General features: G+C 65.6%; 28 protein-coding genes. 17 read left to right on the top strand and 11 right to left on the bottom strand.

The genetic code is table 11. From position 1 onward, the window contains the following. Positions 1–18: 18 nt before the first annotated feature. Positions 19–429 (bottom strand): DUF8146 domain-containing protein, encoded by a 411-nt coding sequence (locus tag EKH81_RS13910; RefSeq protein ID WP_132059046.1) that lies wholly within the window; start codon positions 427–429, stop codon positions 19–21. 254 nt (positions 430–683) lie between these two features. Here EKH81_RS13910 and EKH81_RS13905 point away from each other — a divergent pair, with 254 nt between their 5' ends. The 3 genes from EKH81_RS13905 to EKH81_RS13895 are packed head-to-tail and all read left to right on the top strand — an operon-like array spanning position 684 to position 3,927. Then, positions 684–2,120 (top strand): cytochrome ubiquinol oxidase subunit I, encoded by a 1,437-nt coding sequence (locus tag EKH81_RS13905; protein WP_132059045.1) that lies wholly within the window; start codon positions 684–686, stop codon positions 2,118–2,120. Then, a complete protein-coding gene (locus tag EKH81_RS13900; protein WP_132059044.1) occupies positions 2,113–3,066 on the top strand; it encodes a cytochrome d ubiquinol oxidase subunit II in 954 nt (317 codons plus the stop codon). Before EKH81_RS13905 ends, EKH81_RS13900 begins: the two co-directional genes overlap by 8 nt. 42 nt (positions 3,067–3,108) lie before the next feature. Continuing rightward, positions 3,109–3,927, top strand: a complete 819-nt coding sequence (locus tag EKH81_RS13895; RefSeq protein ID WP_162224631.1) for a mechanosensitive ion channel family protein — start codon at positions 3,109–3,111, stop codon at positions 3,925–3,927. A gap of 27 nt (positions 3,928–3,954) precedes the next feature. Here EKH81_RS13895 and EKH81_RS13890 read toward each other — a convergent pair whose 3' ends face one another. Further along, on the bottom strand, positions 3,955–4,599 hold the full coding sequence (locus tag EKH81_RS13890) for a helix-turn-helix domain-containing protein (protein ID WP_132059042.1): 645 nt from the start codon (positions 4,597–4,599) through the stop codon (positions 3,955–3,957). A gap of 93 nt (positions 4,600–4,692) precedes the next feature. Here EKH81_RS13890 and hutU point away from each other — a divergent pair, with 93 nt between their 5' ends. Genes hutU through hutH form a run of 4 tightly spaced genes read left to right on the top strand, consistent with a single transcriptional unit; the run spans position 4,693 to position 10,190 of the window. Then, positions 4,693–6,465: a urocanate hydratase gene (gene hutU / locus EKH81_RS13885; RefSeq protein ID WP_132059041.1), complete on the top strand. Its 1,773-nt coding sequence runs from the start codon at positions 4,693–4,695 to the stop codon at positions 6,463–6,465. Further along, a complete protein-coding gene (gene hutG / locus EKH81_RS13880; protein WP_132059040.1) occupies positions 6,462–7,406 on the top strand; it encodes a formimidoylglutamase in 945 nt (314 codons plus the stop codon). The genes hutU and hutG overlap by 4 nt, the downstream gene beginning before the upstream one ends. Further along, a complete protein-coding gene (hutI, locus tag EKH81_RS13875) occupies positions 7,403–8,623 on the top strand; it encodes an imidazolonepropionase (protein ID WP_132059039.1) in 1,221 nt (406 codons plus the stop codon). Before hutG ends, hutI begins: the two co-directional genes overlap by 4 nt. Continuing rightward, positions 8,616–10,190, top strand: coding sequence for a histidine ammonia-lyase (gene hutH / locus EKH81_RS13870; RefSeq protein WP_132059038.1), 1,575 nt, complete (start codon positions 8,616–8,618; stop codon positions 10,188–10,190). Before hutI ends, hutH begins: the two co-directional genes overlap by 8 nt. 1 nt (position 10,191) lies before the next feature. On the opposite strand, the gene EKH81_RS13865 is transcribed toward hutH, so the two are convergent. Then, the gene (locus EKH81_RS13865; protein ID WP_132059037.1) at positions 10,192–10,485 is read right to left on the bottom strand and encodes a DUF7521 family protein; all 294 of its coding nucleotides are present in this window, start codon (positions 10,483–10,485) and stop codon (positions 10,192–10,194) included. Between the two features lie 10 nt (positions 10,486–10,495). Continuing rightward, the gene (locus EKH81_RS13860; RefSeq protein ID WP_132059036.1) at positions 10,496–11,026 is read right to left on the bottom strand and encodes a DoxX family protein; all 531 of its coding nucleotides are present in this window, start codon (positions 11,024–11,026) and stop codon (positions 10,496–10,498) included. A gap of 167 nt (positions 11,027–11,193) precedes the next feature. Between EKH81_RS13860 and EKH81_RS13855 the strand changes: the two genes are divergently transcribed. Next, a complete protein-coding gene (locus tag EKH81_RS13855) occupies positions 11,194–11,616 on the top strand; it encodes a universal stress protein (protein WP_132059035.1) in 423 nt (140 codons plus the stop codon). 36 nt (positions 11,617–11,652) lie between these two features. Here EKH81_RS13855 and EKH81_RS13850 read toward each other — a convergent pair whose 3' ends face one another. From EKH81_RS13850 to EKH81_RS13840, 3 genes are all read right to left on the bottom strand, one after another. Next, positions 11,653–11,883, bottom strand: a complete 231-nt coding sequence (locus EKH81_RS13850; protein WP_132059034.1) for a hypothetical protein — start codon at positions 11,881–11,883, stop codon at positions 11,653–11,655. A 534-nt stretch (positions 11,884–12,417) separates the two neighbouring features. Beyond that, positions 12,418–13,050 carry an RPA family protein gene (locus EKH81_RS13845; RefSeq protein ID WP_132059033.1) on the bottom strand — a complete coding sequence of 211 codons (633 nt, stop codon included), beginning with the start codon at positions 13,048–13,050 and terminating at the stop codon, positions 12,418–12,420. Then, positions 13,051–13,986 carry a replication factor A gene (locus EKH81_RS13840; protein ID WP_132059032.1) on the bottom strand — a complete coding sequence of 312 codons (936 nt, stop codon included), beginning with the start codon at positions 13,984–13,986 and terminating at the stop codon, positions 13,051–13,053. A gap of 226 nt (positions 13,987–14,212) precedes the next feature. Between EKH81_RS13840 and EKH81_RS13835 the strand changes: the two genes are divergently transcribed. Continuing rightward, positions 14,213–14,464: a DUF7322 domain-containing protein gene (locus tag EKH81_RS13835; RefSeq protein ID WP_132059031.1), complete on the top strand. Its 252-nt coding sequence runs from the start codon at positions 14,213–14,215 to the stop codon at positions 14,462–14,464. Between the two features lie 66 nt (positions 14,465–14,530). Here EKH81_RS13835 and EKH81_RS13830 read toward each other — a convergent pair whose 3' ends face one another. Further along, the gene (locus EKH81_RS13830) at positions 14,531–16,687 is read right to left on the bottom strand and encodes an alpha-amylase family glycosyl hydrolase (protein ID WP_202935149.1); all 2,157 of its coding nucleotides are present in this window, start codon (positions 16,685–16,687) and stop codon (positions 14,531–14,533) included. Between the two features lie 128 nt (positions 16,688–16,815). On the opposite strand from EKH81_RS13830, the gene EKH81_RS13825 reads away from it, so the two are divergent. Genes EKH81_RS13825 through EKH81_RS13815 form a run of 3 tightly spaced genes read left to right on the top strand, consistent with a single transcriptional unit; the run spans position 16,816 to position 18,438 of the window. Further along, the gene (locus EKH81_RS13825; RefSeq protein ID WP_132059030.1) at positions 16,816–17,094 is read left to right on the top strand and encodes a DUF7091 family protein; all 279 of its coding nucleotides are present in this window, start codon (positions 16,816–16,818) and stop codon (positions 17,092–17,094) included. Positions 17,095–17,100: 6 nt separating this feature from the next. Beyond that, positions 17,101–18,108, top strand: coding sequence for a mannose-1-phosphate guanylyltransferase (locus EKH81_RS13820; protein WP_132059029.1), 1,008 nt, complete (start codon positions 17,101–17,103; stop codon positions 18,106–18,108). Between the two features lie 60 nt (positions 18,109–18,168). Beyond that, on the top strand, positions 18,169–18,438 hold the full coding sequence (locus tag EKH81_RS13815) for a hypothetical protein (protein ID WP_132059028.1): 270 nt from the start codon (positions 18,169–18,171) through the stop codon (positions 18,436–18,438). Between the two features lie 23 nt (positions 18,439–18,461). Here EKH81_RS13815 and EKH81_RS13810 read toward each other — a convergent pair whose 3' ends face one another. Further along, positions 18,462–19,133: an adenine nucleotide alpha hydrolase gene (locus EKH81_RS13810; RefSeq protein WP_132059027.1), complete on the bottom strand. Its 672-nt coding sequence runs from the start codon at positions 19,131–19,133 to the stop codon at positions 18,462–18,464. Continuing rightward, positions 19,134–19,919: an SDR family oxidoreductase gene (locus EKH81_RS13805; RefSeq protein ID WP_132059026.1), complete on the bottom strand. Its 786-nt coding sequence runs from the start codon at positions 19,917–19,919 to the stop codon at positions 19,134–19,136. Positions 19,920–20,138: 219 nt separating this feature from the next. Here EKH81_RS13805 and EKH81_RS13800 point away from each other — a divergent pair, with 219 nt between their 5' ends. Next, on the top strand, positions 20,139–20,486 hold the full coding sequence (locus tag EKH81_RS13800; RefSeq protein ID WP_238392191.1) for a hypothetical protein: 348 nt from the start codon (positions 20,139–20,141) through the stop codon (positions 20,484–20,486). Positions 20,487–20,546: 60 nt separating this feature from the next. On the opposite strand, the gene EKH81_RS13795 is transcribed toward EKH81_RS13800, so the two are convergent. Beyond that, complete coding sequence (locus tag EKH81_RS13795; protein WP_132059024.1) at positions 20,547–20,855, bottom strand: hypothetical protein; 309 nt, start codon at positions 20,853–20,855, stop codon at positions 20,547–20,549. Between the two features lie 293 nt (positions 20,856–21,148). On the opposite strand from EKH81_RS13795, the gene EKH81_RS13790 reads away from it, so the two are divergent. From EKH81_RS13790 to EKH81_RS13775, 4 genes are all read left to right on the top strand, one after another. Then, positions 21,149–21,358, top strand: a complete 210-nt coding sequence (locus EKH81_RS13790; protein ID WP_132059023.1) for a DUF6684 family protein — start codon at positions 21,149–21,151, stop codon at positions 21,356–21,358. Positions 21,359–21,468: 110 nt separating this feature from the next. Continuing rightward, entirely contained in the window at positions 21,469–21,651 is a 183-nt protein-coding gene (locus EKH81_RS13785) for a hypothetical protein (protein WP_132059022.1), read from the top strand. A gap of 217 nt (positions 21,652–21,868) precedes the next feature. Further along, a complete protein-coding gene (locus EKH81_RS13780) occupies positions 21,869–22,336 on the top strand; it encodes a TRAM domain-containing protein (protein ID WP_132059021.1) in 468 nt (155 codons plus the stop codon). Between the two features lie 163 nt (positions 22,337–22,499). Next, the gene (locus EKH81_RS13775) at positions 22,500–22,988 is read left to right on the top strand and encodes a Tfx family DNA-binding protein (RefSeq protein WP_238392190.1); all 489 of its coding nucleotides are present in this window, start codon (positions 22,500–22,502) and stop codon (positions 22,986–22,988) included. The last annotated feature ends 226 nt before the right edge of the window (positions 22,989–23,214 follow it).

Genomic DNA, 23,214 nt, shown 5'->3' with positions numbered 1-23,214 from the left:
CAAACGAGACGTATCGGCTCACCCGAGTCGATACGTCTCGTCGGTGTCGAGTTCGTCGTCGAGTTCCTCCAACTGGACGACTTCTTCGACGCCCTCGACGCTCTCGACCTGTTGCTGGAGTCTGGTGACGTACTGTTTGTGTTCCTGTAACTGTTCGCGGAGGTGTTCTGCCTCCAACTCCAGTCGCTCGTGTTCGCGGACGAAGCTCTTGGGCACCTCGACCTTCGGCGGGAACTCCTCGCCGTCGGTCTCCTCGCCGAGTTCGTTCTCGGGCACGACTGTGACTCGGCCGTCGTGGGCGACCAGCATGTCCACGTAGTCGCGGAACACCGCCGACAGCGAGAGGTCGCGCTCCTCGGCGATTTCCCGGAGGGTCTCGAAGGAGTCCTCGTTGACCCGGAAGGAAATCGTCTTGTTCTTGTTGCCCATCTCGGGCGTAGTTGGCGGGGCGTGACACTTAAATTTTCGTCAGACACTCGGGGGAGCGACTCGGACTGACCTGCGGCACGGAAACGACCGTATCTCGGCCGGAATCGAAAGCCGAGGGCAATTCCCACGAGCTGAGAATCGGCCCGCGAGTCATGCCTATTCGACCCGAACATATTCACGATGGGCCGAACAGCGACCCCCGCCGACCCCCGCGGCGTGGCACCGACGACGAACCGGCTCCGGGAGGTGGCGACGTGATAGACCCCGCGCTCGCAAGTCGGCTTCAGTTCGCGCTGACGACCATCGTCCACATCATCTTCCCGGTGATGAGCATGGGACTCGCGCCCTTCCTCGTCTACTTCACGTGGAAGGAGGTTCGAACCGGGGAGGCGCTCTACGTCCGACTCAGGCGGTTTTGGACCAAGATATTCGCCATCAGCTTCGCGGTCGGAACCGTGACGGGTCTCGTCCTCGAATTCGAGTTCGGGACCAACTTCGCGGCGTTCTCCGAGACGGTAGGCGCACTGATGGGCGGCCCGCTCGCGGTCGAGGGGATGATGGCGTTCATGCTGGAGGCGACGTTCCTCGGCGTGTTCGTGTTCGGCCGCGAGCGCGTCTCCGACCGGTTTTACTTCGTCTCCAGCGTGTTCGTGGGTCTCGGAACGTGGCTGTCGGCGGTGTGGATTCTGATAGCGAACTCGTGGATGCAGACGCCTCGGGGTTTCGAGATGGTGACCGAGAACGGCCACCCTGTGGTGGCGCTGACCGACCCCATCGCGGCCTACGCCAACCCCCGCTTCCCGTGGATGTTCGTCCACATGCAGAACGCCGCGGTGCTGTCGGTCGCGCTGTTCATGGCGGGCGTGGCGGCGTATCACATCTACCGTCGCCGCCACCTCGGCGTGGTCGATTCGGGCAACTACGACGCCGAGTTCTGGCGCGCGACCCTCAAAGTCGCGCTGGTCGTGCTCATCGTCACCGCGCCGTTTCAGGTGATTCACGGCGACGCCTACGGCCGTCACGTCGCCGAGACCCAACCGCAAAAGTTCGCCGCGATGGAGGCGGTCTGGGAGACCGACAGCTACGTCCCGGAGTACCTAATCGCGTTCCCCACCAGCGTCGAGGACCTGACCGACCCGCGCGCGAAGGAGTTGTTCGGCATCGGGATTCCGGGCGGGGCGTCGTGGCTCGCCAGCGGCGGCGACGCTTCGGCCGAGATAACCGGGCTGAACGAGTTCGAGGAATCGCCGCCGGTCGCCGTCGTGTTCTGGTCGTTCCGGGCGATGGTCGCGCTGGGGTTCTGGTTCGTGGTGCTCGCGTTCTGGAGCGCCTACCGGTGGTACTCCGGAGAGCTCTACGACGACCGCCTGCTCCACAAGGCGCTGATGGTGTCGGCGCTCGCTGGCGTGTTCACCGTCGAGCTCGGGTGGATAGTCACCGAGGTCGGACGCCAACCGTGGGTGATTCAGGGCGTGATGAAAACCACCGCGGGAGTGTCGCCCGGTCTCACCGGAACTGACGCCGCACTGACGCTCGGCGGGTTCGCGGCGGTGTACCTCGGCCTGCTCACGGTCTACACGTACGTCATCGCGCGCATCGTTCGCCGCGGGCCGAAGCCCCCGGAGTCCGACGCCGAATCCGGCCGCGAGACGTCGACCATCGACCCCGCCCCGGAGGTCACCGATGATTGAGCTTCCAATTGCGCTCGCCGACCTCTGGTTCGGCATCGTGCTAGCGTTCCTCGCGGCGTTCCTGTTCCTCGATGGGTTCGACTTCGGCGTGGGGGCCATCTTCGCGCTCCGGACCGACGCCACCGAGCGCGAGCAACTGCTGGCGGCTATCGGGCCGTTCTGGGACGGTAACGAGGTGTGGCTGGTGGTGTTCGGCGGCGGCCTGTTCGCGGCGTTCCCGCCGGTGTACGCTGGACTGTTCAGCCGACACTACCTCCTGCTGTTCGGCGTGCTCGGCGCGCTCATCCTGCGCGGACTCGCCCCGGAGTTCTACGAGCAACGCGAGGACGAGCGGTGGCACCGGTGGTGGGGTCGCGCGTTCGTCGCGGGAAGCGTGGGCGCGCCGTTCCTGCTCGGCGTGTTCACCGCGAACTGGGTGCTCGGCGTCTCCGGAATCGCTCCGGCGTCCGTGGTCGTCGGTCTCGCGGTCGTCGCGCTCACGGTCGTCTCTGGGGCGGCGTTTCTCGGGGTGAAAACACGAGGGTCGTTCCGCGAGGAGACGACCGCTTACGGGCCGCGCGCGGCGGTCGCCTACCTCGCGCTGGTGGTCGTCGCGCTCGCGCTCGCCGCGCCGAGACTCGCGTTCGGCCCGACGACCCTCTTCCTCGTCGCGCTCTCGGTCGCGCTCGCAGGCGGGTACGTCCTCGCGCTCCGACGCGGACGCTACCACCTCGCGCTCGCGACTGCGGGCGGACTGACCGCCGGACTCGTCGCACTCGTCGGCGCGTGGCTCTACCCGCTCGCCGACCCCGCGACGGGGCTGACCGTCGCCGACGCCGCGGTCGGGTCGCCGTCCATCGAACTCCTCACCGGCGCGAGCGTGCTGTTGCTCCCGCTCGTGGCGACGTACTTCGTGATGCTCTACTCGGTGTTCCGCGGACCAATAGAACCGGGCGAGACGTACTGACTGGCCGGAATTTTCAGGTCGCTCCCGGTCGTGGGTTCGGAGGTGACTGGTGTCGCCCTTCAGATAGGTGTGCCCGAAGCGGTCGTCGGTCGGTATCTCGATGTCGCGTGGAGCATCGTGGAGTTCGCCGTCGCGTTCGCGGCGACGTACGCGGTGGGTCGCTGGGTCGTCGAACCCGCGTTCGAGCGCGTACTCAGCATCCAGCACGTCCAGCGAACCGCGGCGAACGCATTCCTAAAGCTCGTCCACGTCGCGGTCCTGGTCGCGGCCGTCCGCATCGGACTCGACGTGGCCGATTACGGCTACCTGCTGTCGCTTCCGCCGACCGTCATCGCCGCGCTCACGGTCGCGGTCGGCTTCGCGAGTCGAGACATCGCTTCGAACCTCGTGAGCGGCGTGTTCATCGTGACCGACCCGGAGTTCAACATCGGCGACTGGATTCGGTGGGGCGACAACGAGGGCGTCATCGAGGACATCAGCTTCCGCGTGACTCGCGTCCGAACGTTCGACAACGAACTCCTGACGGTGCCGAACTCCCAGCTCGCGACCACGGCGGTCGTGAACGCAGTCGCGAAGTCCCCCCGGCGCGTGTCCCACACCTTCCACGTGAGCAACGACGCCGACCTCGGCCGAGTCGCCGATATTCTTGTCGCCGAGGCCGAGCGCCACGACGAGGTTCTCGACCGACCGACGCCCACGGTCCGAGTGGTCGAACTCGACAACAGTCTGGCGGGCGTGCAAGCTCGGTTCTGGATAGACCGGCCCTCGCGCGAGGCGTTCGTCGCCATCCGGTCCGAGTACCTCCAGCGAGTCAGCGAGCGATTTGCGGATGAGGGTATCGAACTCCCGCAAGATTGGTAGTCGGAGAATCGTCTGCAAATCCGCCGGTCAGAGGTACTCACCGAGCGCCCCGAGCAGTTTGTTCTCGGCGCGTCGGAGGTGTTCTTCGAGCGTCCGTCGCTCGACGCCGACTTCGGCCGCGATTTCGGCGGTGGTCGCGTCGCGCGGAATCCGATAATAGCCCATCTCGCGCGCGGTCAACAGGGCTTCGCGCTGGCGGGGCGAGAAGTCCGGCAGCGCCGAATCGAGCGTGAGGAGCGGCCGGTCCGCGGCGACCGACTCGACCTCGCGCTTCGATTCGACCGTGACGGGGTATTCGGCGGCCACGTCCCGGTAGAAGGCGCTCAGGTTCGCAGGGTCGAGCGCCAGCACGCGACACCACTTCGCGCCCCGGGAGTACCGGAGCGGCGGAACGAGCAGGCAGTCGTGGGCCGCGAGCATCGTCTCGATGTTGTCGTCGTCGTGCGCCCGGAGGCAGTCGTCGGTGATGACCACCTGCTCGTCGCCCTCGGCGAGTCGCTCGCCGACGCCGACCGCGCCCTCGACGTGCGCGACGACTCGCTCGCCGCCCGCCCCGCTCACGTGGAGGAGGTCACAGTGGTCGTTACACCAGAGTTCGACGGTCGTGTCGGTGCCCGCGGTCGCGTCGGCGTACGCGCCCGGCTGTTCGATTCCGAGGAGCGCCTCGTGCATCGGTCAGGGATTTCCCCGCGTTGTATTTAAAGTACCCTCCTTGAGGCGGGATTCAGCTATTTGCGTCTCGCGCACGAAGAGTACGTATACATCATGAGCGATACCCCGCAAGCCGAGACCGATTCCGCCGACGCCCGCGCCGGCGCGGGCGTCGGCGAACCGAGCGAACAGTGGCGCGAGTACCGGGGCGCACCCACCGGCAGCGACATCGAGTGCGAAGGGTGGCGTCAGGAGGCCGCCCTCCGAATGCTGAACAACAACCTCGACCCCGAAGTCGCCGAGAAGCCCGAGGAACTGGTGGTCTACGGCGGGACCGGCCGAGCGGCCCGGAGTTGGGACGCCTACGACGCCATCCTCGCAGAATTGCGAGACCTCGACGACGACGAAACCCTGCTCGTCCAGTCCGGCAAGCCCGTCGGGCGATTCAGGACCCACGAGATGGCTCCGCGGGTCCTCATCGCCAACTCGAATCTCGTCGGGAAGTGGGACGACTGGGAGCACTTCCACGAACTCGAAGCCGAGGGTCTCATCATGTACGGCCAGATGACCGCGGGGTCGTGGGCGTACATCGGCACGCAGGGCATCATTCAGGGCACCTACGAGACGCTGGCCGAACTGGCGCGCCAGCACTACCCGGACAGCGAGGGCTTGCAAGGGGAAATCGTCGTCACGGGCGGACTCGGCGGAATGGGCGGCGCACAACCCCTCGCGGTCACGATGAACCACGGCGTCTGCATCGCCGCCGAGGTGGACGAGGACCGAATCGACCGCCGCATCAAGACGGGGTACTGTCAGGAGAAGACCGACGACTTGGACGAGGCCATCGAGAAGGCGAAATCCGCGGCCGAGGCTGGCAAAGCCTACTCGATTGGCGTCCACGTGAACGCGGCCGACATGCTCGAAGGGATGCTCGAACGCGGGTTCGTCCCGGATGTCGTGACTGACCAGACCAGCGCCCACGACGAACTGGAGGGGTACTACCCGTCGGGCTACACCGTCGCAGAAGCCGACGAACTCCGCGAGGAGGACCCCGAGACGTACGTCGCCGAGAGTCTGGACACGATGGAGCGCCACGTCCAAGCGCTTCTCGACCTCCAAGACGAAGGAAGCGTGGCGTTCGAGTACGGCAATAACATCCGCGGGCAGGTCGAGGACCACCGCGACCTCGAAGATGCCTTCGACTATCCGGGGTTCGTTCCGGCGTACATCCGGCCGCTGTTCTGTCGCGGGAAGGGACCGTTCCGGTGGGTCGCGCTGTCGGGCGACGAGGCCGACATTCACCGGACCGACGAGGCCGTCACGGAGTTGTTCCCCGAGAAGGAAAGCCTCCACAGGTGGATAGACCTCGCGCGCGAGCAGGTCGAATTTCAGGGGCTTCCGTCGCGCGTTTGCTGGCTCGGCTACCAAACCGATTCGGAGGACGGACTCACCGAGCGCGCGAAGTTCGCGCTCCGAATCAACGACCTCGTCGCCGACGGGGAGATTTCGGCTCCGGTGGTCGTCACGCGCGACCACCTCGACGCGGGGAGCGTCGCCAGCCCCAACCGCGAGACGGAGGCCATGAAGGACGGGTCGGACGCGATTGCCGACTGGCCAATCCTGAACGCACTCCTGAACTGTGCGGCGGGCGCAGACATCGTGAGCGTCCACGACGGCGGCGGCGTCGGCATCGGAAACGCGCTCCACGCCAACAACCACGTCGTCCTCGACGGGTCGGACCTCGCCGCGAGGAAGGCCGAGCGCGTGTTCACCACCGACCCCGGGATGGGAGTGATTCGCCACGCCGACGCGGGCTACGACGACGCAATCGGCGAGGCCGAATCGTCAGGCGTGGCCGTGCCGATGCGGGACCGTGAGGCAAAATGACCGCGTTCGAACCACCTTTCGATTGGATGGGCACCTCAAACGACTCCAACGACGAACAGTTCGGCCACGTGGTCGAACTCGCGAGCATCGACGACGCCGACCGCTTCGACGCCGTGCTGGTGGGCGAACCGTTCGACAGGGCGGTCATCGGCCGGAAGGGCGCGGCCGAGGGTCCCAAGGCGCTCCGCCAGCGACTCGCCGGGACCAAGACCCACCACTTCGACGCCGGGCCGGTCGAATCGGTCGCCGACCTCGGCGACGTGACGTTCGGCGACGCCGACCCCGAGTCGGTGCTGGACCTCCAAGACCGGGTCCGAGCGGTCGCTTCGCAGGTCCACGACGCCGACGCCTTCCCGGTGTTCCTCGGCGGCGACAACTCCCTGACGTTCCCGAACGCCGCGCCCCTGCTCGACTCGGGCACGCTCGGCGTCGTGAACTTCGACGCCCACCTCGACGTGCGCGAAGTGAGGGGCGACCCAACGAGCGGGACGCCGTACCGCCAGCTCTACGACGCGGGGCTCGACGCCTACGCCTGCGTCGGCGCTCGACACTTCGAAACCTCGACGTCCTACGCCGAGTTCGTCCGCGAGCGAGACGGCGAAGTCGTCACGAGCGAGGAGGTCGGTGACGACGCAATCGGCGCGGTGGACCGAGCACTCGATGCGATGGACGACGTGGACCGAATCTACGTCAGCGTGGACTTGGACGTGCTCGACGCCACGGCCGCACCGGGCGTGAGCGCGCCGACGCCGGGCGGGATTTCGACCCGAGAACTGTTCCGAATGGTCCGCCTGCTGGGAGCCGAAAACCGACTCGCCGGGTTCGAGGTCGTGGAGTGCGCGCCGCCGCTCGAATCGGGGACCGCGAATCTGACCGCGACCGCCGGGGCGAGGACGATCGCCCACCTCCTAAGCGCCCGCCAAACGAGGGGGGAGCGATGAGCCTGACCGCAGTCGTTCACGACGCCGCCGAGGTCGTCACGATAGCGGAGGACGGCGAACTCGGCGTCTACGAGGAGGCCGCAATCGCGGTCGAGGACGGCGAAGTGGTCCGAGTCGGACCGACCGGTCCCGTGACCCGCGAGTTCCCGCCCGAGAACGCGACTCACGCCGTCGATGCGACCGGAAAGGCCGCGGTTCCGGGGTTCGTGGACCCCCACACCCACGCGCTGTTCGCTGGCGACCGCTCCGACGAGTTCGAAGCGAAACTCCGAGGCAAGACGTATCAGGAGATTCTCGAAGATGGCGGCGGCATCCTCCGAACCGTCCGGGACACCCGCGAAGCCAGCGACGAGCGACTCCTCGACAATCTGGTCGGCCACCTCGACACCATGCTGGCCCACGGCACCACCACGGTCGAGGTGAAATCGGGCTACGGTCTCGACACCGAGACCGAACTCCGAATGTTGGAAATCATCGACCGGGCCGACGACCAACATCCGGTGGACCTGGTTCCGACGTTCATGGGTGCCCACGCCGTCCCGCAGGACCGAGAGACGGACGACTACGTCGAGGAAGTCGTCGCCGAGCAGATTCCCGCGGTCGAATCGCAGGGCGTCGCCCGATTTTGCGACGTGTTCTGCGAGGAGGGCGTCTTCGACGTGGCTCAGTCCCGGCGCGTCTTGGAGGCCGGAAGGGACGCCGGACTCACCCCGAAGGTCCACGCCGAGGAGCTCTCGCACATCGGCGGCACGAAGCTCGCGGCCGAAATCGGGGCCGCGAGCGCCGACCACCTGCTCCACGCCACGGCGGAGGACATCGCGGCGCTCGTCGAGAGCGACGTGGTTCCGGTCCTGCTCCCCGGCACCGCGTTCGGTCTCGGTGCCGCCTACGCCGACGCCCGAGCGTTCCTCGACGCGGGCGCGGACGTGGCGATTGCGACCGACTTCAATCCGAACTGCCACTCTCAGAGCATGGGATTCGCGACCTCGCTCGCCTGCGTCGAGATGGGGATGACCCCCGCCGAGGCGCTGGTGGCTTCGACCGCCAACGCCGCGAGCGCGCTCGACCTCGCCGACGACGTGGGAACGCTCCAACAGGGCGCGCCGGGCGACGTGGCCGTCATCGACGCGCCGAGTTACGTCCACGTCCCGTACAACTTCGGCGTGAACACGGTCGAGACGGTGCTGAAGGCCGGGGAGGTGGTCCACCGTGCCTGAGCCGATTCGACCGGACGGCGAAACCCTCGCGCCCGAGGACGTGGCCGCGGTCGCCCGCGAGGACGCCCGCGTGGCCGTCTCCGACGAGGCCCGCGAGAAGGTCCGAACGGCCCGCGAGCGCGTCGAGGAGGTGGTCGAGAGCGGGGAGGTCGTCTACGGACTCAACACCGGCTTCGGCGAACTTGTAGACCAGCGCATCCCCCGCGAGGACGTAGCGCAGTTACAGCTGAATCTGGTTCGGAGCCACGCCGCGGGAGCAGGTCGAGAACTCCGACGCGAGGAGGTCCGGGCGATGCTTCTCGGCCGGGTCAACGCGCTCGTGAAGGGGCATTCGGGCGTTCGTGAGGTCGTCGTGGACCACCTCGTCGCGATGCTCAACGAGGGCATCCACCCGGTCGTCAAATCGCGAGGAAGCCTCGGCGCGAGCGGCGACCTCGCGCCGCTTGCGCATCTCGCGCTCGTTCTCGTCGGGGAGGGCGAAGCCGACGTGGACGGAGCGCGGATGGACGGCGCGGACGCGCTCGCGACCGCCGACCTCGAACCCCTGACGCTCCGAGCGAAGGAGGGTCTCGCGCTCATCAACGGCACGCAACTCACGGCCGGTCTCGCCGCGCTCGCGGTTGTGGACGCCGAGCGAGCGATTCGGGCCGCCGACGTTGCGGGCGCGCTCACGACCGAGGTAACGATGGGCACGACCGCGTCGGCCGACGAGTCCATCGCCGCGGTCCGACCCCATCAGGGCCACGCCGAGAGCGCGCGCAACCTCAAGCGACTCACGGCCGACTCCGAAGTCGTGGAGTCCCACCGGAACTGCGACCGGGTGCAGGACGCCTACTCGATTCGGTGCGCGCCGCAGGTCCACGGCGCGGTTCGGGACGCGGTCGCCCACCTCCGCAAGGCGGTCGAAGTCGAACTCAACAGCGCGACCGACAATCCGCTCATCTTCGACGCCGCCGACGCCGACGACCGGGCGTCGGGCACCGAGAACGCCGCGGTCCTCTCGGGCGGGAACTTCCACGGCGACCCGCTCGCCATGCCGCTCGACTATCTGACGAACGCGATTACCGAACTCGCGGCCATCTCCGAGCGCCGGGTGGACCGAATGCTGAATCCGAACGTGCAGGAGCCACACCTGCCGCCCTTCCTCACCGAGGGGAGCGGTCTGCGCTCGGGCTACATGATTGCCCAGTACACGGCGGCGGCGCTCGTAAACGAGAACCGAGCGACCGGGCGGCCCTCGATGGACAACACGCCCGTAAGCGGCAATCAGGAGGACCACGTGAGCATGAGCGCCCAGAGCGCGTTCGACGCACGTTCGGCGGTCGAAAACGCGACCACGGTTCTCGGCATCGAACTCCTCTGTGGCGCGCAGGCCGCGGAGTTTCTGCCCGACGAACTCGACCACGGCGTCGGCACCGCGGCGACCTACGAGGCGGTCCGCGACGTGGTGGCCCCGCTAGTCGAGGACCGACCCATCCACGACGACATCGAACGCGCCGACGCGCTGGTCGCGTCGGCGCTGTTAGAAGAGCGCGTCGAAGAAGCGTTGGGCGAGTCGCTAGAGTGATTCACGCGGCTTCGCTCGGATACTCGGCGTAGAGCGCGTAAGTGACGACTACGAATCCGAGCGTCACGAGCGCCGTTCCGGCGACCAGTCCGAGCGTCGGGTCGCTCCCCGCGAGCAGATGGGCCGCGCCGGGGAGCACGGTCCCGAGGGTGACGATACCGACCGCAATCGAGACGAGTCGAAGCCCCGGCGAGTCGGTCCGGCGGAACGCCCGGTACGTGAACGAGGTCACGACCCCGCCGATCGCCAGCGTCACGGCGTCGAGCGCGAGGAGGAGTGTGGCGAGGTTCGACATCCTCCTCACATCACCCGAGGAAGTACCGGAGTGCCGGATAGCGGTTCACGACGCCGATATCTTCGAGGTACTCGTCGAGACCGAAGATTCGGCCCGCGCCAAACGCGCCGAGACCGAACAGCAACAGCGCGTACACCACGTGGTCGTCGATGACGATGCCGTTTTCGAGCGGGAGGCTGGCCGCCCAGTAGAACAGCATCATCACCGCGCCCCAGAACGCGCTCCACCGGACGAACGCGCCGACGAGCAGGGCGAGACCGACGAGCGTGAGGCCCCACGCGTTCAGCGGGTCGATGAGCCAGAGCCAGTCGTTCGCCAGCGTGGCCCACATCCCGCCGAAGGGGTTGCCCTCCGGAATCGCGTTGAGCAGGAATCCCGCCGCGCTCCACTCGGGGTCGAGGACTTTCGTGATTCCGGCGTAGAACATCGTCCACCCCATCACGACCCGGAGTGCGAGCAGGGCGTAGCCGACCCACGTCTCGGAGTATTCGAACGTCGTGCGGCGACCGAACAGTTCGGCTTCGAGTGTGCGAGTAGTCATCCTCGTTCACCTCACAGGCGAACCTTGTCGAGCGGCGCCCTTCAAACGCGAATCTGAATCCCAGTTCCCGGGAATCGGATCGAATTCGAGTAAAATGCGTTGCGGTCGTTTCCGGTGAGTGGGAGTCGGAACGATTACTTATCAGTCGGGCAGACGTACCCTCGCACATGTACCGGATACTGGCCGCTATCGGCGACGACGAGGACCGCGCGCTCGAACAGGCAGACGCAATCGCCGACCTGCCCGATTCGGACTCCGAGGTATCGGTCACGCTGTTCCACGACTTCACCGACAACCCCGCGGGCGCGTCGGTCCACCAAGTCGCTGCAGTTCGACGGGCCGCCGAGCGACTCGAAGCCGACGGTATCGAAGTCCACTACGCCGAATCGAGCGGCCCCGCCGCCGAGACTATCCTCGAAACCGCCGCCGAAATCGACGCCGACCTGCTCTGTCTCGCGCCCCGCAAGCGAACCCCGACCGGCAAGGCGCTGTTCGGGAGCGTGACCCAGCAGGTGCTCCTCGACACGAATCGACCGGTGCTGGTTTGCGGTGCAGGTGGTCCGGACGGCGAAAACGACGCGGGCGAGTAATCAGTCGCCGTCACCCACGTCAGTCCGCGGCCCACGTCAGTCCGCCGTCCCCCGTGTCCAATTTCGAAATCGGTCGGCGTCGTCCGACCGCTCGGTGGGTCGAAAGAGACCGTGTTCCCCGCAGTCGTACACGTCCCGAGTGACGTTTCGACAGGCCCGTCCGCAGTCGGGACACCGGGCGGTGGCCTCCTCCGCGCTCGTGTCCGCGCCCATCTCGCGGTACGTCTCGCGCCACCCCGCGCTCGGCGACTCACGCTCGTCGGGCATCGGTCTCCTCGCTGTTTTGGTCATGGATTTTGTGTCGGTCGTGCGTCTCGTTCTGGTCGCAATGGGTCGCATTTCGGTCGCGACGAGTCTCGTTCGAGTCGCGGGACGTCTCCTCGCGTTCGGCGTCCGCGGCGCGACGCGCCGCGGACGCCCGACACCGGAAACACCCCTCGCGGAGTCGCGAGTCTGTGCTTTCGAGACCGCACCGCTCGCACCGCCAGTAGCGGTGGTCGAGTCCGCCGTCCCGGTCGAAACCGAGATGCGGGCCGGTGACGGTCCCGGTACTTTCTTGTAACCGTGATGTATTCGTAGCCATTGGGCTGCTCGTCTCAGAGTCACGCCCAGCGTGCGGGTGCTGGTACCACCCGGACGCGTTTCGTAACGCGGCCGCTGGGCTAGTCGGTCGCCGATTCTCTCGCCGATGTGTCGTCGTCTCTCTCCCGTTCCCCCCGGAACGTCGGCTCTCGCCGAAGTCGGTTTCGCGTCGGTGCTATCCTCGACGCCGTTCGCCGGACCGCAGGCGTAGCCGCGCGGCTACGCCTGCGGTTCGGTCTCGGCTTCGTCTGTTCGGTCGTCGTTCTCGTCGGCTTCGGCCTGCTCGTCTTCGAGACTTTCGAGCGCCGAGATGGCGGTCTGCCGATAGCTGTCGAGCGGCAGGTCGTACTGCTCCTCGGCCATCCGGGCGTACTCGTTGGTGTCGTCTTCGAACGCCTGAATCCGGTCGAGGGTCTGCTCGGCCGTCTCGACCACCCACCGGTCGCGGGTGGCCGCATCGACCAGCGTAATCGACTCGGGTCGCACGGAGACGTTGGTGTTGCCGTCGTCGGTCTCGTAGGTTCGCGGCTTACCGGTGATGGCGACGTACGCCGGGGGTTCGAGGTCCCGGAGCATGCTCGCGGCCTCGGGCTGGTACTGGCCCGCGTAGACGAAGAACGGGTCGCCGTTCGGGTCCACGACCCGGCCCTGCCAGTACTCGCTGTCCTCGCCCACGTCCTCGGTCTCGGTCAGCGTGCCGACGATGAAGATGCGATTGGCTCGCTCTCCGGTCGGCAGCAGGACGTACACCGGGGCGCGCTCCTCGTCCGATTCCTTGAACGTGTGGGTCGCGTCGTTGAACTCCCCCGCGAAGACGCGGCGGGCGACCTCTCGCATTGGTGTTCCGCTCATTTACATCGACCTCGCTTTGATGAGAACGTCCTCGGCATCCGTCGGCGCACCGAGTTCCTCCACGTCGTTGGCGAGGAGGTACCGGCCCATCGTGGGACCGGCGACTCGGTAGTACTTGCCGAGAGTCTTCTCGCGCATCTCTTCGGCGACGACGGTCGTGTCGAGCGCGTCCATCGCCATGTCCTGTGCTTCTTCGAGGCCGATGCCGGTGAACTCCTCGGTGGCCTCTTTGTTGAAGATGGTCTCGTGGACCTCCCGGCCGTCGTCCAAGACGCCCTTGATTCGGAGGTCGAACTCGCCTTCGACTTCACCGTGTTCGGAACACCGACCGTTCTGGAGGACGCGAGTGCAGTTCTCCTCGGGACATCGCTTGATGAGGCCGCTCCCGCTCTGGATGTCCACGAGCGCGCCTTCGACCTCGGCGGTGTCGTCGCCGACCTCGATATCCTCGTCGAGTTCCTCGACGGTGGTCGTGCGGTTGAGTTTCACCGAGTAGTCGCCCTGGTACTCGTCGGAGACGAGATTCCCGAAGCGGTAGACCTTCCCTTCTTCGAGTTCCGGGAGGTCGGAGTCGGCCCACTTGGTGAACTTGATTCGCCCCGTCTCGTCGCCGAGCAGACCGACCTGCCCGACGGCGTCGCTTCGCGGGTCCCAGAGGTCCACGATTTTGGCGGTGAGGCCGAGCCACATCTCGTCCTGGTCGACGTCCTCGACGTTGACCTGCTCGGTTCCGCCGCCGCCGGTTCGAATCTCGTCGCGGTCGAGACCCGCTTCGTCGAGGTAGTGGCTCACCACGCTCCGGCGCGCCTCTTCGAGAGGCACCCGGTATTCGTTGACGAGGTTGTCGAGGCGTTGTTCGACCTCCTCGACTGTGACTTCCAGATGGTCGGAGAACTGTTCGCGTATCTCTTCGGCGTGCTGTCGCACATCGCTCATATGGTATCCGTCTCCGCGTCGTTTTCTTCGGGAGACATGTGAAGGGTTTGCGCGCTATGGTATAAAAATCTCGGTGAGGCCGGAGTGAAAGTGAAAGTGAAGCCGAGAGCGCCTCTATCCCCGGTTTTGTCGGGTTTCGGAGAGACGTGACGGTCGCGATTCGCGACCGGTCGCGAACCGCGACTCCGACCACACAGTTATCCGGTTCCGACGCCACGCTCCGAGTGTGTTCCTCGACCCGTTCCCGCCGGAGGGCGAAGACGACGTGGCCGACCTTCAGGGGAAGGTCCAAGAGATTTCCCAGGACACCCTTCGCCGATTCATCGTCGTGGCGGTGTTGGTCCAGGCGGGGCTGTTCGCGGGGAGTCTCGGAGCCATGTTGGTCGCGTTTCGCGGCCAGCGGACGGTGGGCGGCGCGCTGGTGGTCGGCGGAACGGTGTCGCTCGGGGTGGCGCTCGCAGTCTATCGGCGGCGGTGAGTCCGAGAGACTGGTGTGCTCCGGAGCGATTCTGTCTGCCGGTCCCTGTGGCGCATCTCCGACTGACTACGCCTGCCAGTCGCCGACGTACTCCCCGGTCGAATCGCTCGGCGTCGTGTACGTGCGATTCGACCCCGACTCCCACGTCACGTTGCCGTCTCCGTCGATTTTGACGAATTTGAACTCGATGCTCGTTTCGGCGGGAACGTTGACGTCGAAGTACCAGTTCGGGTACTCGTAGACGACCTGATTGAAGAACGGGCCGACCGACCGGTCGGTGTTCCACTCGCCTAGTTCGTGGACGTTGCCGACGACGTAGACGCTCTCGCCGGGGTCGGTTTCGGCGTTATTGACGACGAACCGAACCGATACTTGGTCGTCGGTCAGCACCTCGAAGTCGGCGAACGCATCGCTCTGAACGCCGTCGGTGTCCGTGACGGTGACGTCGTAGAAACCTCCGGCAAGCGCCGGAACCTCCGCCTCGATTTTCGAATCGCTCCACGAGACGACGGGGGCGTCGGTCGAACCGAACTGAACCGACCCGGCCGAACTCCCGAACCCTTCGCCGCTGACAGTCACGGTGTGGCCGGTTTGGCCCATCGTCGGTCCAACGTGGCCGAGCGCCGGCTCGGTGGTGTTTCCGGTGTATTCCCACACGCAGACAGTTCGGGGGTCGAGCGAGAAGGAGTCGATAGAGCCGTCACCGTTGACGGACGTGCCAAATCCGCCGAGCAATCCGTCGAGTTGGTCGTCGTAGCTCCCCTCCGGAAGCGCGGTAAGCAGGCCGCTGATGTCGTACGACTCTTGACTCCGATTGATGCCGACTAGCACGACGTTGTCGCCGAATTCGCGCTCGTAAAAGAACACGTCGCTGTTTATCCACCGCTGTTGGGTGTCGCCGTACGCGAGCGCGGCGTTCGACTGACGCAGCGGCGCGAGCTTCTGGATTATCTGGTAGGCCGTCGTAGACTGGTCGAACGACGGCATCGGTTTCCGGTTCTCCGGGTCGTTACCGCCGGTCAGATACTGCTCGGTTCCGTAGTAGACCGTCGGCGTTCCGCGCGAAGTCAGCAGTACCGCCAGCGCCAGGTCGGTGTTGGCCTCCTCGCCCGCGACGGTGAATCGCTCCATGTCGTGGTTGTCGATGAACGAGACCTGGTCGATGACCTGGTCGTGTTGGCTCGCGGTCTCCTCGATTACGTCCCAGAAGTCCTCCCAGTCGTCGTTGAATTCGCGGAGGACTTCCCGGATTTCCTGCCCGAATCGGAAGTCAAGCAGGCTCATCCCGCTGTCGTTGGAGAAGTCGTAGTACCGCTGATTCGACTCGCCGGTACCGAGGAACCACTCGCCGAAGGTGAAGACCGGTTTGTGGTCGTAAATCGTGTCCATCAGGGTCTTTTGCCACTTCGGAGCCATGTGGGCCACCGCGTCGACTCGGATGCCGTCGATGCCCTTGTCGAGCCAGCTTCGGATGGCGTCTTTGAGATACTGGTCGATGTACGCTTCCTGCTGGTCGAAGTCCGCGAGATTGTACAGATTCCGATATATCTGGTCCTCGTAGTTGGAGTAGTCGGTGCCGCCGTTGTGGTGGAAGTAGTCGTCGGGGTCGTCGCTGTAGGACGTGACGTAGTCGCCGTCGTCGTACAGAACCCCGTCCTCCATGCTGTTGTCAGCAGTCGAGGGCGAGGTGTGGTTCGGAACGAAGTCCATGACCACCTTGATGCCGTTGTCGTGGGCCACGCTCACCAACTCTTCGAACACGTTCATGTCGCCGAAGAACTCGTTCGTGTCTTTGAAGTCTCGCGCCCAGTAGCCGTGATATGAGGTGCCGATGTCCGCGTCGACGGACGTGACGTTCTCGAACGGCGGCGAAATCCACAGCGCCGTGATTCCCATCTCGGTCAGGTAGCCGTCCCGTATCTTATCGATGATTCCCTGCCAGTCGCCGCCGCAGTACTTCCGGAGATTCGAACAGTCGCTACTGTAGAGGTCCCCGTCCGGGTTGTTGCCCGAGTCGCCGTCTTGGAAGCGGTCCGTGACGATTTGGTAGATTACGTCGTCGGTGTAGTTGACCGTACTCCCAACAGTTCCCGCTTCTTGGGTGGAGTACGCCAAGTCGCTCGATTCCTGTGCTTGGACGGCGTTGCTTCCGGCCCAACCGACCGTCGTCAGGCCGAGTCCCTTGAGCAGCGTTCGTCGTTCCAAATCCATTGTGAAATCCATGTAGAATGTGTTCAACAAACATTTTAAATCTTACCCCGGGAAGTGTAAAATAATAGTGCGCCGTGAACTGCCAGTTCGTCTCGGCTGACGAACAAACCTATCTTTCCCCGCGCACAACGTACTCCCAAATGGACGACCGCCTCGAACAGTTCCTCCGCTCGACGTTTCGCTCCGCGGGGCGACAGTACGCCGACGCCAAGCGGGCGTATCGGGACGCCCGGCAGGCCACGCTCGCGGACCTCCCCCAAGACGACGAGGGCCGCGCCCGAATCGTCTGTCGCCGGTACGTCGAGCGCCGGGCCGTCTCGCTCGACGCGAAGGTCCGGCCCGCCTGTTTCGACCCCGACCATCCCGACTGCCGGGGCTGTGTCGAGGACGTGCGCGACGGCCGCGTCGAGACGTGGTGAGCGAAGATGAGCAAACCACTCGTCGCGCTCGTGATGGCCGGGGGCACCGGCACTCGACTCTACCCCGCCAGCAGGGCCGACCGACCCAAGCAGTTCCTCTCGCTCGGCGGGGGCGACGACTCCCTCCTCGCCGAGACCGTCGAGCGCGTCGGATTCGCCGACGAAATCTACGTCTCGACCGGCGAGGACCACGCCGGGAAAGTTCGCGAAGAAGTTCCGGAGGCCGGCGTCCTCGTGGAACCCGAGGCCAAGGACACCGGTCCCGCGCTGACGTACGCGACCCACCGAATCCGCGAGCAGGTCGGCGACTGCGTCGTCCTCTGCGTGCCGAGCGACCACCTGATTTCCGGCGAATTCGAGACTGCGGCCCGGACCGCGGTCCGGGCCGCAGTCGAAACCGAGGGGTTGGTCGCGTTCGGCGTCGAGCCGACGCGACCCGCCACGGGATACGGCTACATCCAACCGGGCGAGACGAGGGACGAGTACGCCGAAATCGCGGAGTTCCGCGAGAAGCCCGACGCCGAGACCGCGCGGGAGTTCGTGGAGCGGGGTTTCTACTGGAACGCGGGCCTGTTCGCGTGGACGCCCGACGCCCTGCTCGGGGAGGCCCGCGACTCGCGGCTCGCGCCGCTCGTCGCGGCCCTAGAGGAGGGCGACCCCGAGCGCGGATTCGAAGCGGTCGAGTCGGTCAGCATCGACTACGCGGTGCTGGAGCGGACAGAGAGCGCCTACGTCGTGCCCGCGAGTTTCGAGTGGGACGACGTGGGCGCGTGGGACGCAATCGAGCGCGTGGTCGAGCGCGACGGCGACGGCAACGCAGTTTTGGGGGACGCGCTGACAATCGACGCCGAGGACAACGTCGTCGCCACCGACGGCGACACGCACGTCAGCGCGGTCGGCGTCGAGGGCTTGGTCGTCGCGGCGTACGACGACCGAGTGGTGGTCGTACCGAAAGACAACGCCCAGCGCGTGCGCGAGGTCGTGGCAGAACTGCGCAAGCAGGGGCGGTTCTAATGAGACGCCGATTCCGACGGCCACTCGAATTTTGACGCTCGGCGGCGTATCGCGCGTGGCATGGCCGACACACCAAGCGTTCAGACCGTCGAGACCGAAGACGAATTTATTCACGTTCGGTTCCGCGACCCGGACGATTTCGAGGCGATTCGGACTCCGGACTGGGCCGCGAACGCCGCCCGCGACGTGTCCGAAGGCTCCGAAGTTCGGACCGGCAAGCGAAAGGACAGCGACGACTGGGAAGTCCAGAGCGTCCTGATAAAGAAGAACGTGGGCGAGGACAAAGCCGAGGAGCAGGCCGAGCGAATCGTGGAGAAAATCGAGTCGTAGTCGGCCGGGCAGGACCCGCGTCGTCAGTCACCCGCGAGCAGGTCGCAGTAGTGGAACTGTCCACCGCCGACTTCCTTCGTGACCGTCTCGCCGGTTCGAATCGAAACCGAGCCGTCGAAAATCGGCCCGCCGTGGACGAAGGTATGAAACTCCCCGTTCTCGCCGCAGGGGTCGATTTCCTCGGGGAGGTCCGCGAGGAAATCAGCGTCGAGTCGTCGGCCCGCGAAGGAGGCGTCGAGCGCAGAGCCATCGACCGCGACGACAGTCGCCTCGAAACCGGCGTGGAGGAAGTCGCGGGCGAAACTCTCGGTGTCGCGACCCCAAACGGGCCAGTAGCCCTCGACTGCGGAATCCGCGAGGCGTTCCTCGCGGTAGGCGCGCACGTCTTCGAGGTAGAGGTCGGCGAACGCGAGTCGGTCGATTCCCCGGCGCTCGTACTCTCTGGTAACGTCGGCCATCGCCTCGGCGTACGCTTCGTTCGATGCGTCTTCGGGAATCTCCACGAACCGAATCGGAAGCCCGAGTTCACGGGCTTGGCGCTCGTAGAGATTCCGGCGGACGCCGTGCATGCTGGAACGGTCGTTTGCGGCCGAAACGGTCGTGAGGAGTTCGACCACGTCGGCGTCGGACCGGCGCATCTCCCGGAGCGCGAACGCGGCGTCCTTGCCGCCGCTCCACGAGAGGACCGTCGCCATTCAGCTTCGGAGTCGGCCGCCGTCGATGGGGAGCGCGGTGCCGTTGACGAAACTCGCGCGGTCGCTGGAGAGGAACGCCACGGTGTCTCCGAGTTCTCGGGGGTCGCCGACGCGGTCCATCGGGATGTCCTCGGACCACGCTGCGAGCCCCTCGTCGTAGGTGTCGTACTCGCCGCGCTCGACCGCGGCGTCCACGAGGTCGGTGATTCGGGGCGTCTCGTGTGCGCCGGGGAGGACCGCGTTGACCCGCACGTCGGGAGCCCACTCGCGGGCCTGGGTCTTCATCAGGCCGATGACGCCCCGGCGGACCGCGTTCGAGAGGACGAGACCGTCGATGGCCTCCCGGACGCTCGTGGACGTGACGTTGACGATGGTGCCCGAATCGCTCTCGACGAGGTGGGGATGGGCGGCCTTGCTCAGCCAGACCACGCTCATCACGAGCAGGTCGTAGGCCTCGTACCAGTCGCGCTCGGTGGTGTCGAGGAACGACCCGCTCGGCGGGCCGCCCGCCGAGGTCACGACGTGGTCCAAGCCGCCGAACTCCGAGACGGTCGCCTCGACCAGCGCCTCGATTTCGTCGGGGTCGGTGATGTCGCACTCGACCGCGAGCACGTCGCCGTCGCCCGCGGCGTCGATTTCCTTCTCGGCGTCGGTGAGTTTCTCGCCGCCGCGCGAACAGAGTGCGACGTTCGCGCCTTCGGCCGCGAGGGCCTTCGCCGAGGCCCGGCCGAGACCGCTCGAACTCGCCGTCACCAGTGCCGAATCGCCCGCTAATCCGAGGTCCATGTCGGGTCGTTGGCGGGCCACCCTCAAAGCTCTCGGGGACCCGGACGCGCTTGCTCGGAACGCAGACGGCCGAACGAGGGCGAAGATATCGAGCGAGGGCGAGACGGACGAACGCGGGACACCGGAACGTGTTTACGCGCACCCTGCAAATCACCCGTCCGTGTTCCCGGCCCACGCCACCGAACGCGACCGTTCGCACTCTCGCGGGAGGCGGTGTCCGTGAGCGAGGTCGAAGAGTGGCAGACGGACCTCGCGGCGGCCGGACAGTTGACGCCGGACGTCACCGACCGGATTCTGTCGGTCCACGACGACCGCGGCGCACAGGCTATCGAGGCGGTTTCCGAGGGACGGGTCAAGGAGTACCGCGACTTCACGGTCGTCGTGGGCCACGATGACGAGTACGTCGTAGAGGGGCAAGGCTGTGGGTGTCGGGACAGCGAGTACAACCTCGACCCCGACGACCCCACCGACCTCTGCTGGCACGTCATCGCGGTCGCCATCGCCCGGCGAGTCGATGCCGTGGACAGCCACGACATGTGGTACTCGGACGTGCGGGATTTCCTCTGAGGAACCGAGACCGGACTCGGCGAGCGTCGGAAAAAAGGGGACAGTGGCGGCGGTTCGAAATTACCGGGTAATCGGCGCGCCCTGAGTGATGGGGGCGTCGTGGGTGATTGGTCCGTCTTGCGTGATTGGCCCATCCTGGGTAATGGGCACGTCGTGGGTAATCGGAGCGTCGGCCGTAATCGGTCCGTCAGCCGTGATGGGACCCGTAATCGGCGACTGCGTAATCGGTCGGTCGTGAGTAATCGGAGTCGCCTCCGCACCGGGAGCCTCGGCGGTAATCGGGGCGGCGGTCGCCCCTCCGGTGAACGCGAGTCCGAGTACGACGAAACCGAGGAGGACTCCGAGTATGCGTGTATTCGTATTGGTCATGGTGTAGTACCGGCTTCAATTATAATTTATAGCCGTAAAAGTTTTCTGCAGAGAGATAGTGGCGAAATCTGTGCAAAAATTAGTATTTGTGAGAATATAGAATCGGTATTTTAAAATTAGGTGATATAAGAGAGGAGGGGCCAGGATGCCGGATTATCCTATTTGTATTTTCATACTGGTGTTTCAGATAGAAAAACACGTCCGAACTCGTCGCTCTCCTCGGTGCCGAAACGGACGTCTTCGGGCCGAAGCGGCCGATGTCGTTATCCCGGATGCCGTGGTTTCGATGGAGCATGGCAGACTCCGTGTTCGACCGCGAGACGCTGCTCGACATCTCGGTCAACATCATCCCGCTCTTCATCATCGCGTTCTTCGTGGTGATGCTTCTCGTCGGGTCGGCGTGGCCGCCGGACCCGTTCGTGGTGGTCATCAGCCTCATGCTTCACGTAATTCCGTTCGTACTTCTCGCGCTCCTGACCTACGTCGCGGCCCACTACATCTGAATCCAATCCCGTCTCTCCCGTGATAGCTGTTTGCACAGGGCCTCTGTCGTACAGTTTCACTTTCACTCCGGATGGATGAGTTTCATTAGTGTACCCGATAAGTCGTAGGTATGATAGCTGAGTTCGCTCACGGAGAACGGACCCAAGCCGACGACGGCGGCCCTGCGGTACTCGACGTGTCCGGCGTCGAAACCGAGCGCGTCGAGAAGTACGCCGTCGAGTGGTTCGCCGACGTTCCCGACGTCCACCTCGAACACAAGGGCGGCAAGACGTTCCTCGTCGCAGGAGAGTAGGCCGCTGGCGGTGCGGTCGCACATTCAGGGGGTCATACCGCGAGCGAAGCTCTGCCGGTGGTTTTTGGTCCACCGTCAGAGCAAAGTTCTGACGAGCCTTGCCTCGCTACGCTCGGCAAGACAGCTTTTCCCGGCGGCGGGCCGCGCAAAGCGCAGCCCGAACCGCAGTAAAAGGCGGTACGTAACAGTTTAGGCCACCGGGCAAGTAGCCACAGCCATGCCGGACTGTCCACTCGCCGACGAATGCCCGAGCTTTCAGGAGCGAATCGAGGGGATGGGGTGCCAACACTACGGCGACCGCGGCGGGGCCGAGTGGTGCAGCCATTACAGCCAGCCAATCAAGGAACTCAAGACCGCGCCTGTCAAGTTGGGTGAGGAGGTCGTCGTGGACATCGACGACATCCACGAGAGCGGTGCGGGCGTCGGTCGAACCGAGGACGGCTTCATCGTCATGGTCGATGGCATCCTGCCCGATGCCCGCGCGAAGGTGGAGATAACGAACGTCCACAGCAATCACGCCCGCGCCGACCCCATCGAGCGTCTCCCGATGGACGAGGAGGACGCCGAGACCGACACGACCGAGGACGCCGACGACTCGACCGACGCCGAGACGGACGAGACCGAGCGCGACGACGGGCCGTCGCGGCCTCAACTCGGAAGCCGCGACAACTTCTGGGGAAGCTAGCTTCCGTTCGAGTGCGGGACGGGTGGACAGTCCGAACTGCGTTTCGCGCCTGCACTCGAACGGGGTCATGCACCCGAACCGACGGCGTTTCACGCCGCGGGTTTTTTCAGTCCGAGCGCGTAGGAGAGAGCATGAATCGACTTCGAAGCTCGGAGGGCCGACCGTGAGCCACGATTCCGACCTCGACCCCGACGAACTCCTCGACCGTGCGGGCTTCGACGCCGAGACGAACGTCCTGACCCGCCGACAGGCCGAGGTGCTGGCGCTCCGCGAGCGCGGGGCCGCGCAGGCCGCCATCGCCGACCGCCTCGGCACCTCGCGCGCGAACGTCTCCAGTATCGAGGCGAGCGCGCGCGAAAACGTCCGGAAGGCGCGCGAGACGGTGGCGTTCTCGGAGGCGCTCCACGCACCGGTCCGAATCGTGGTCGAGGCGGGAACCGACCTCTACGACGTTCCCTCTCGGGTGTACGACGCCTGCGACGAGGCGGGCGTGAAGGTCAACCACGCCGCGCCGGAACTGATGAAACGCGTCAGCGACGAGGCCGGAAGCGCGGTCGAGAACCGGGCGGTCCGCGAGGACCTCCTCCTCGGCGTCACGACCGACGGCGAGATGACGGTTCGGAAATCTATGGACGCGAGTCGCGAGCGGTGAGTTTCCCGTTTCGTACCGTACACGAAATTTTACATACGAAGCCGGGACCAACCCGAACTGGACGTTTCGCGCGGAGGACGAACTGTCCTCCCGCGGTTGCGAGCAGATAGCTGGCGAGTCAGCCAGCAGTGTCGAATCAGTGGCGGGGGGGGCCCCCCCCCCCGGGGGGGCGCCCCCCCCCCCCCGCACCCCCCCCCCGACAAAACAGAAAAAAACCAGAGCCCAC

The organism is Halorussus amylolyticus (assembly GCF_004143485.2).
Lineage (GTDB): Archaea > Halobacteriota > Halobacteria > Halobacteriales > Haladaptataceae > Halorussus > Halorussus amylolyticus.
Note: the sequence above shows the minus strand (reverse complement) of the source record. Positions and strands in the feature narration are given on the sequence as shown.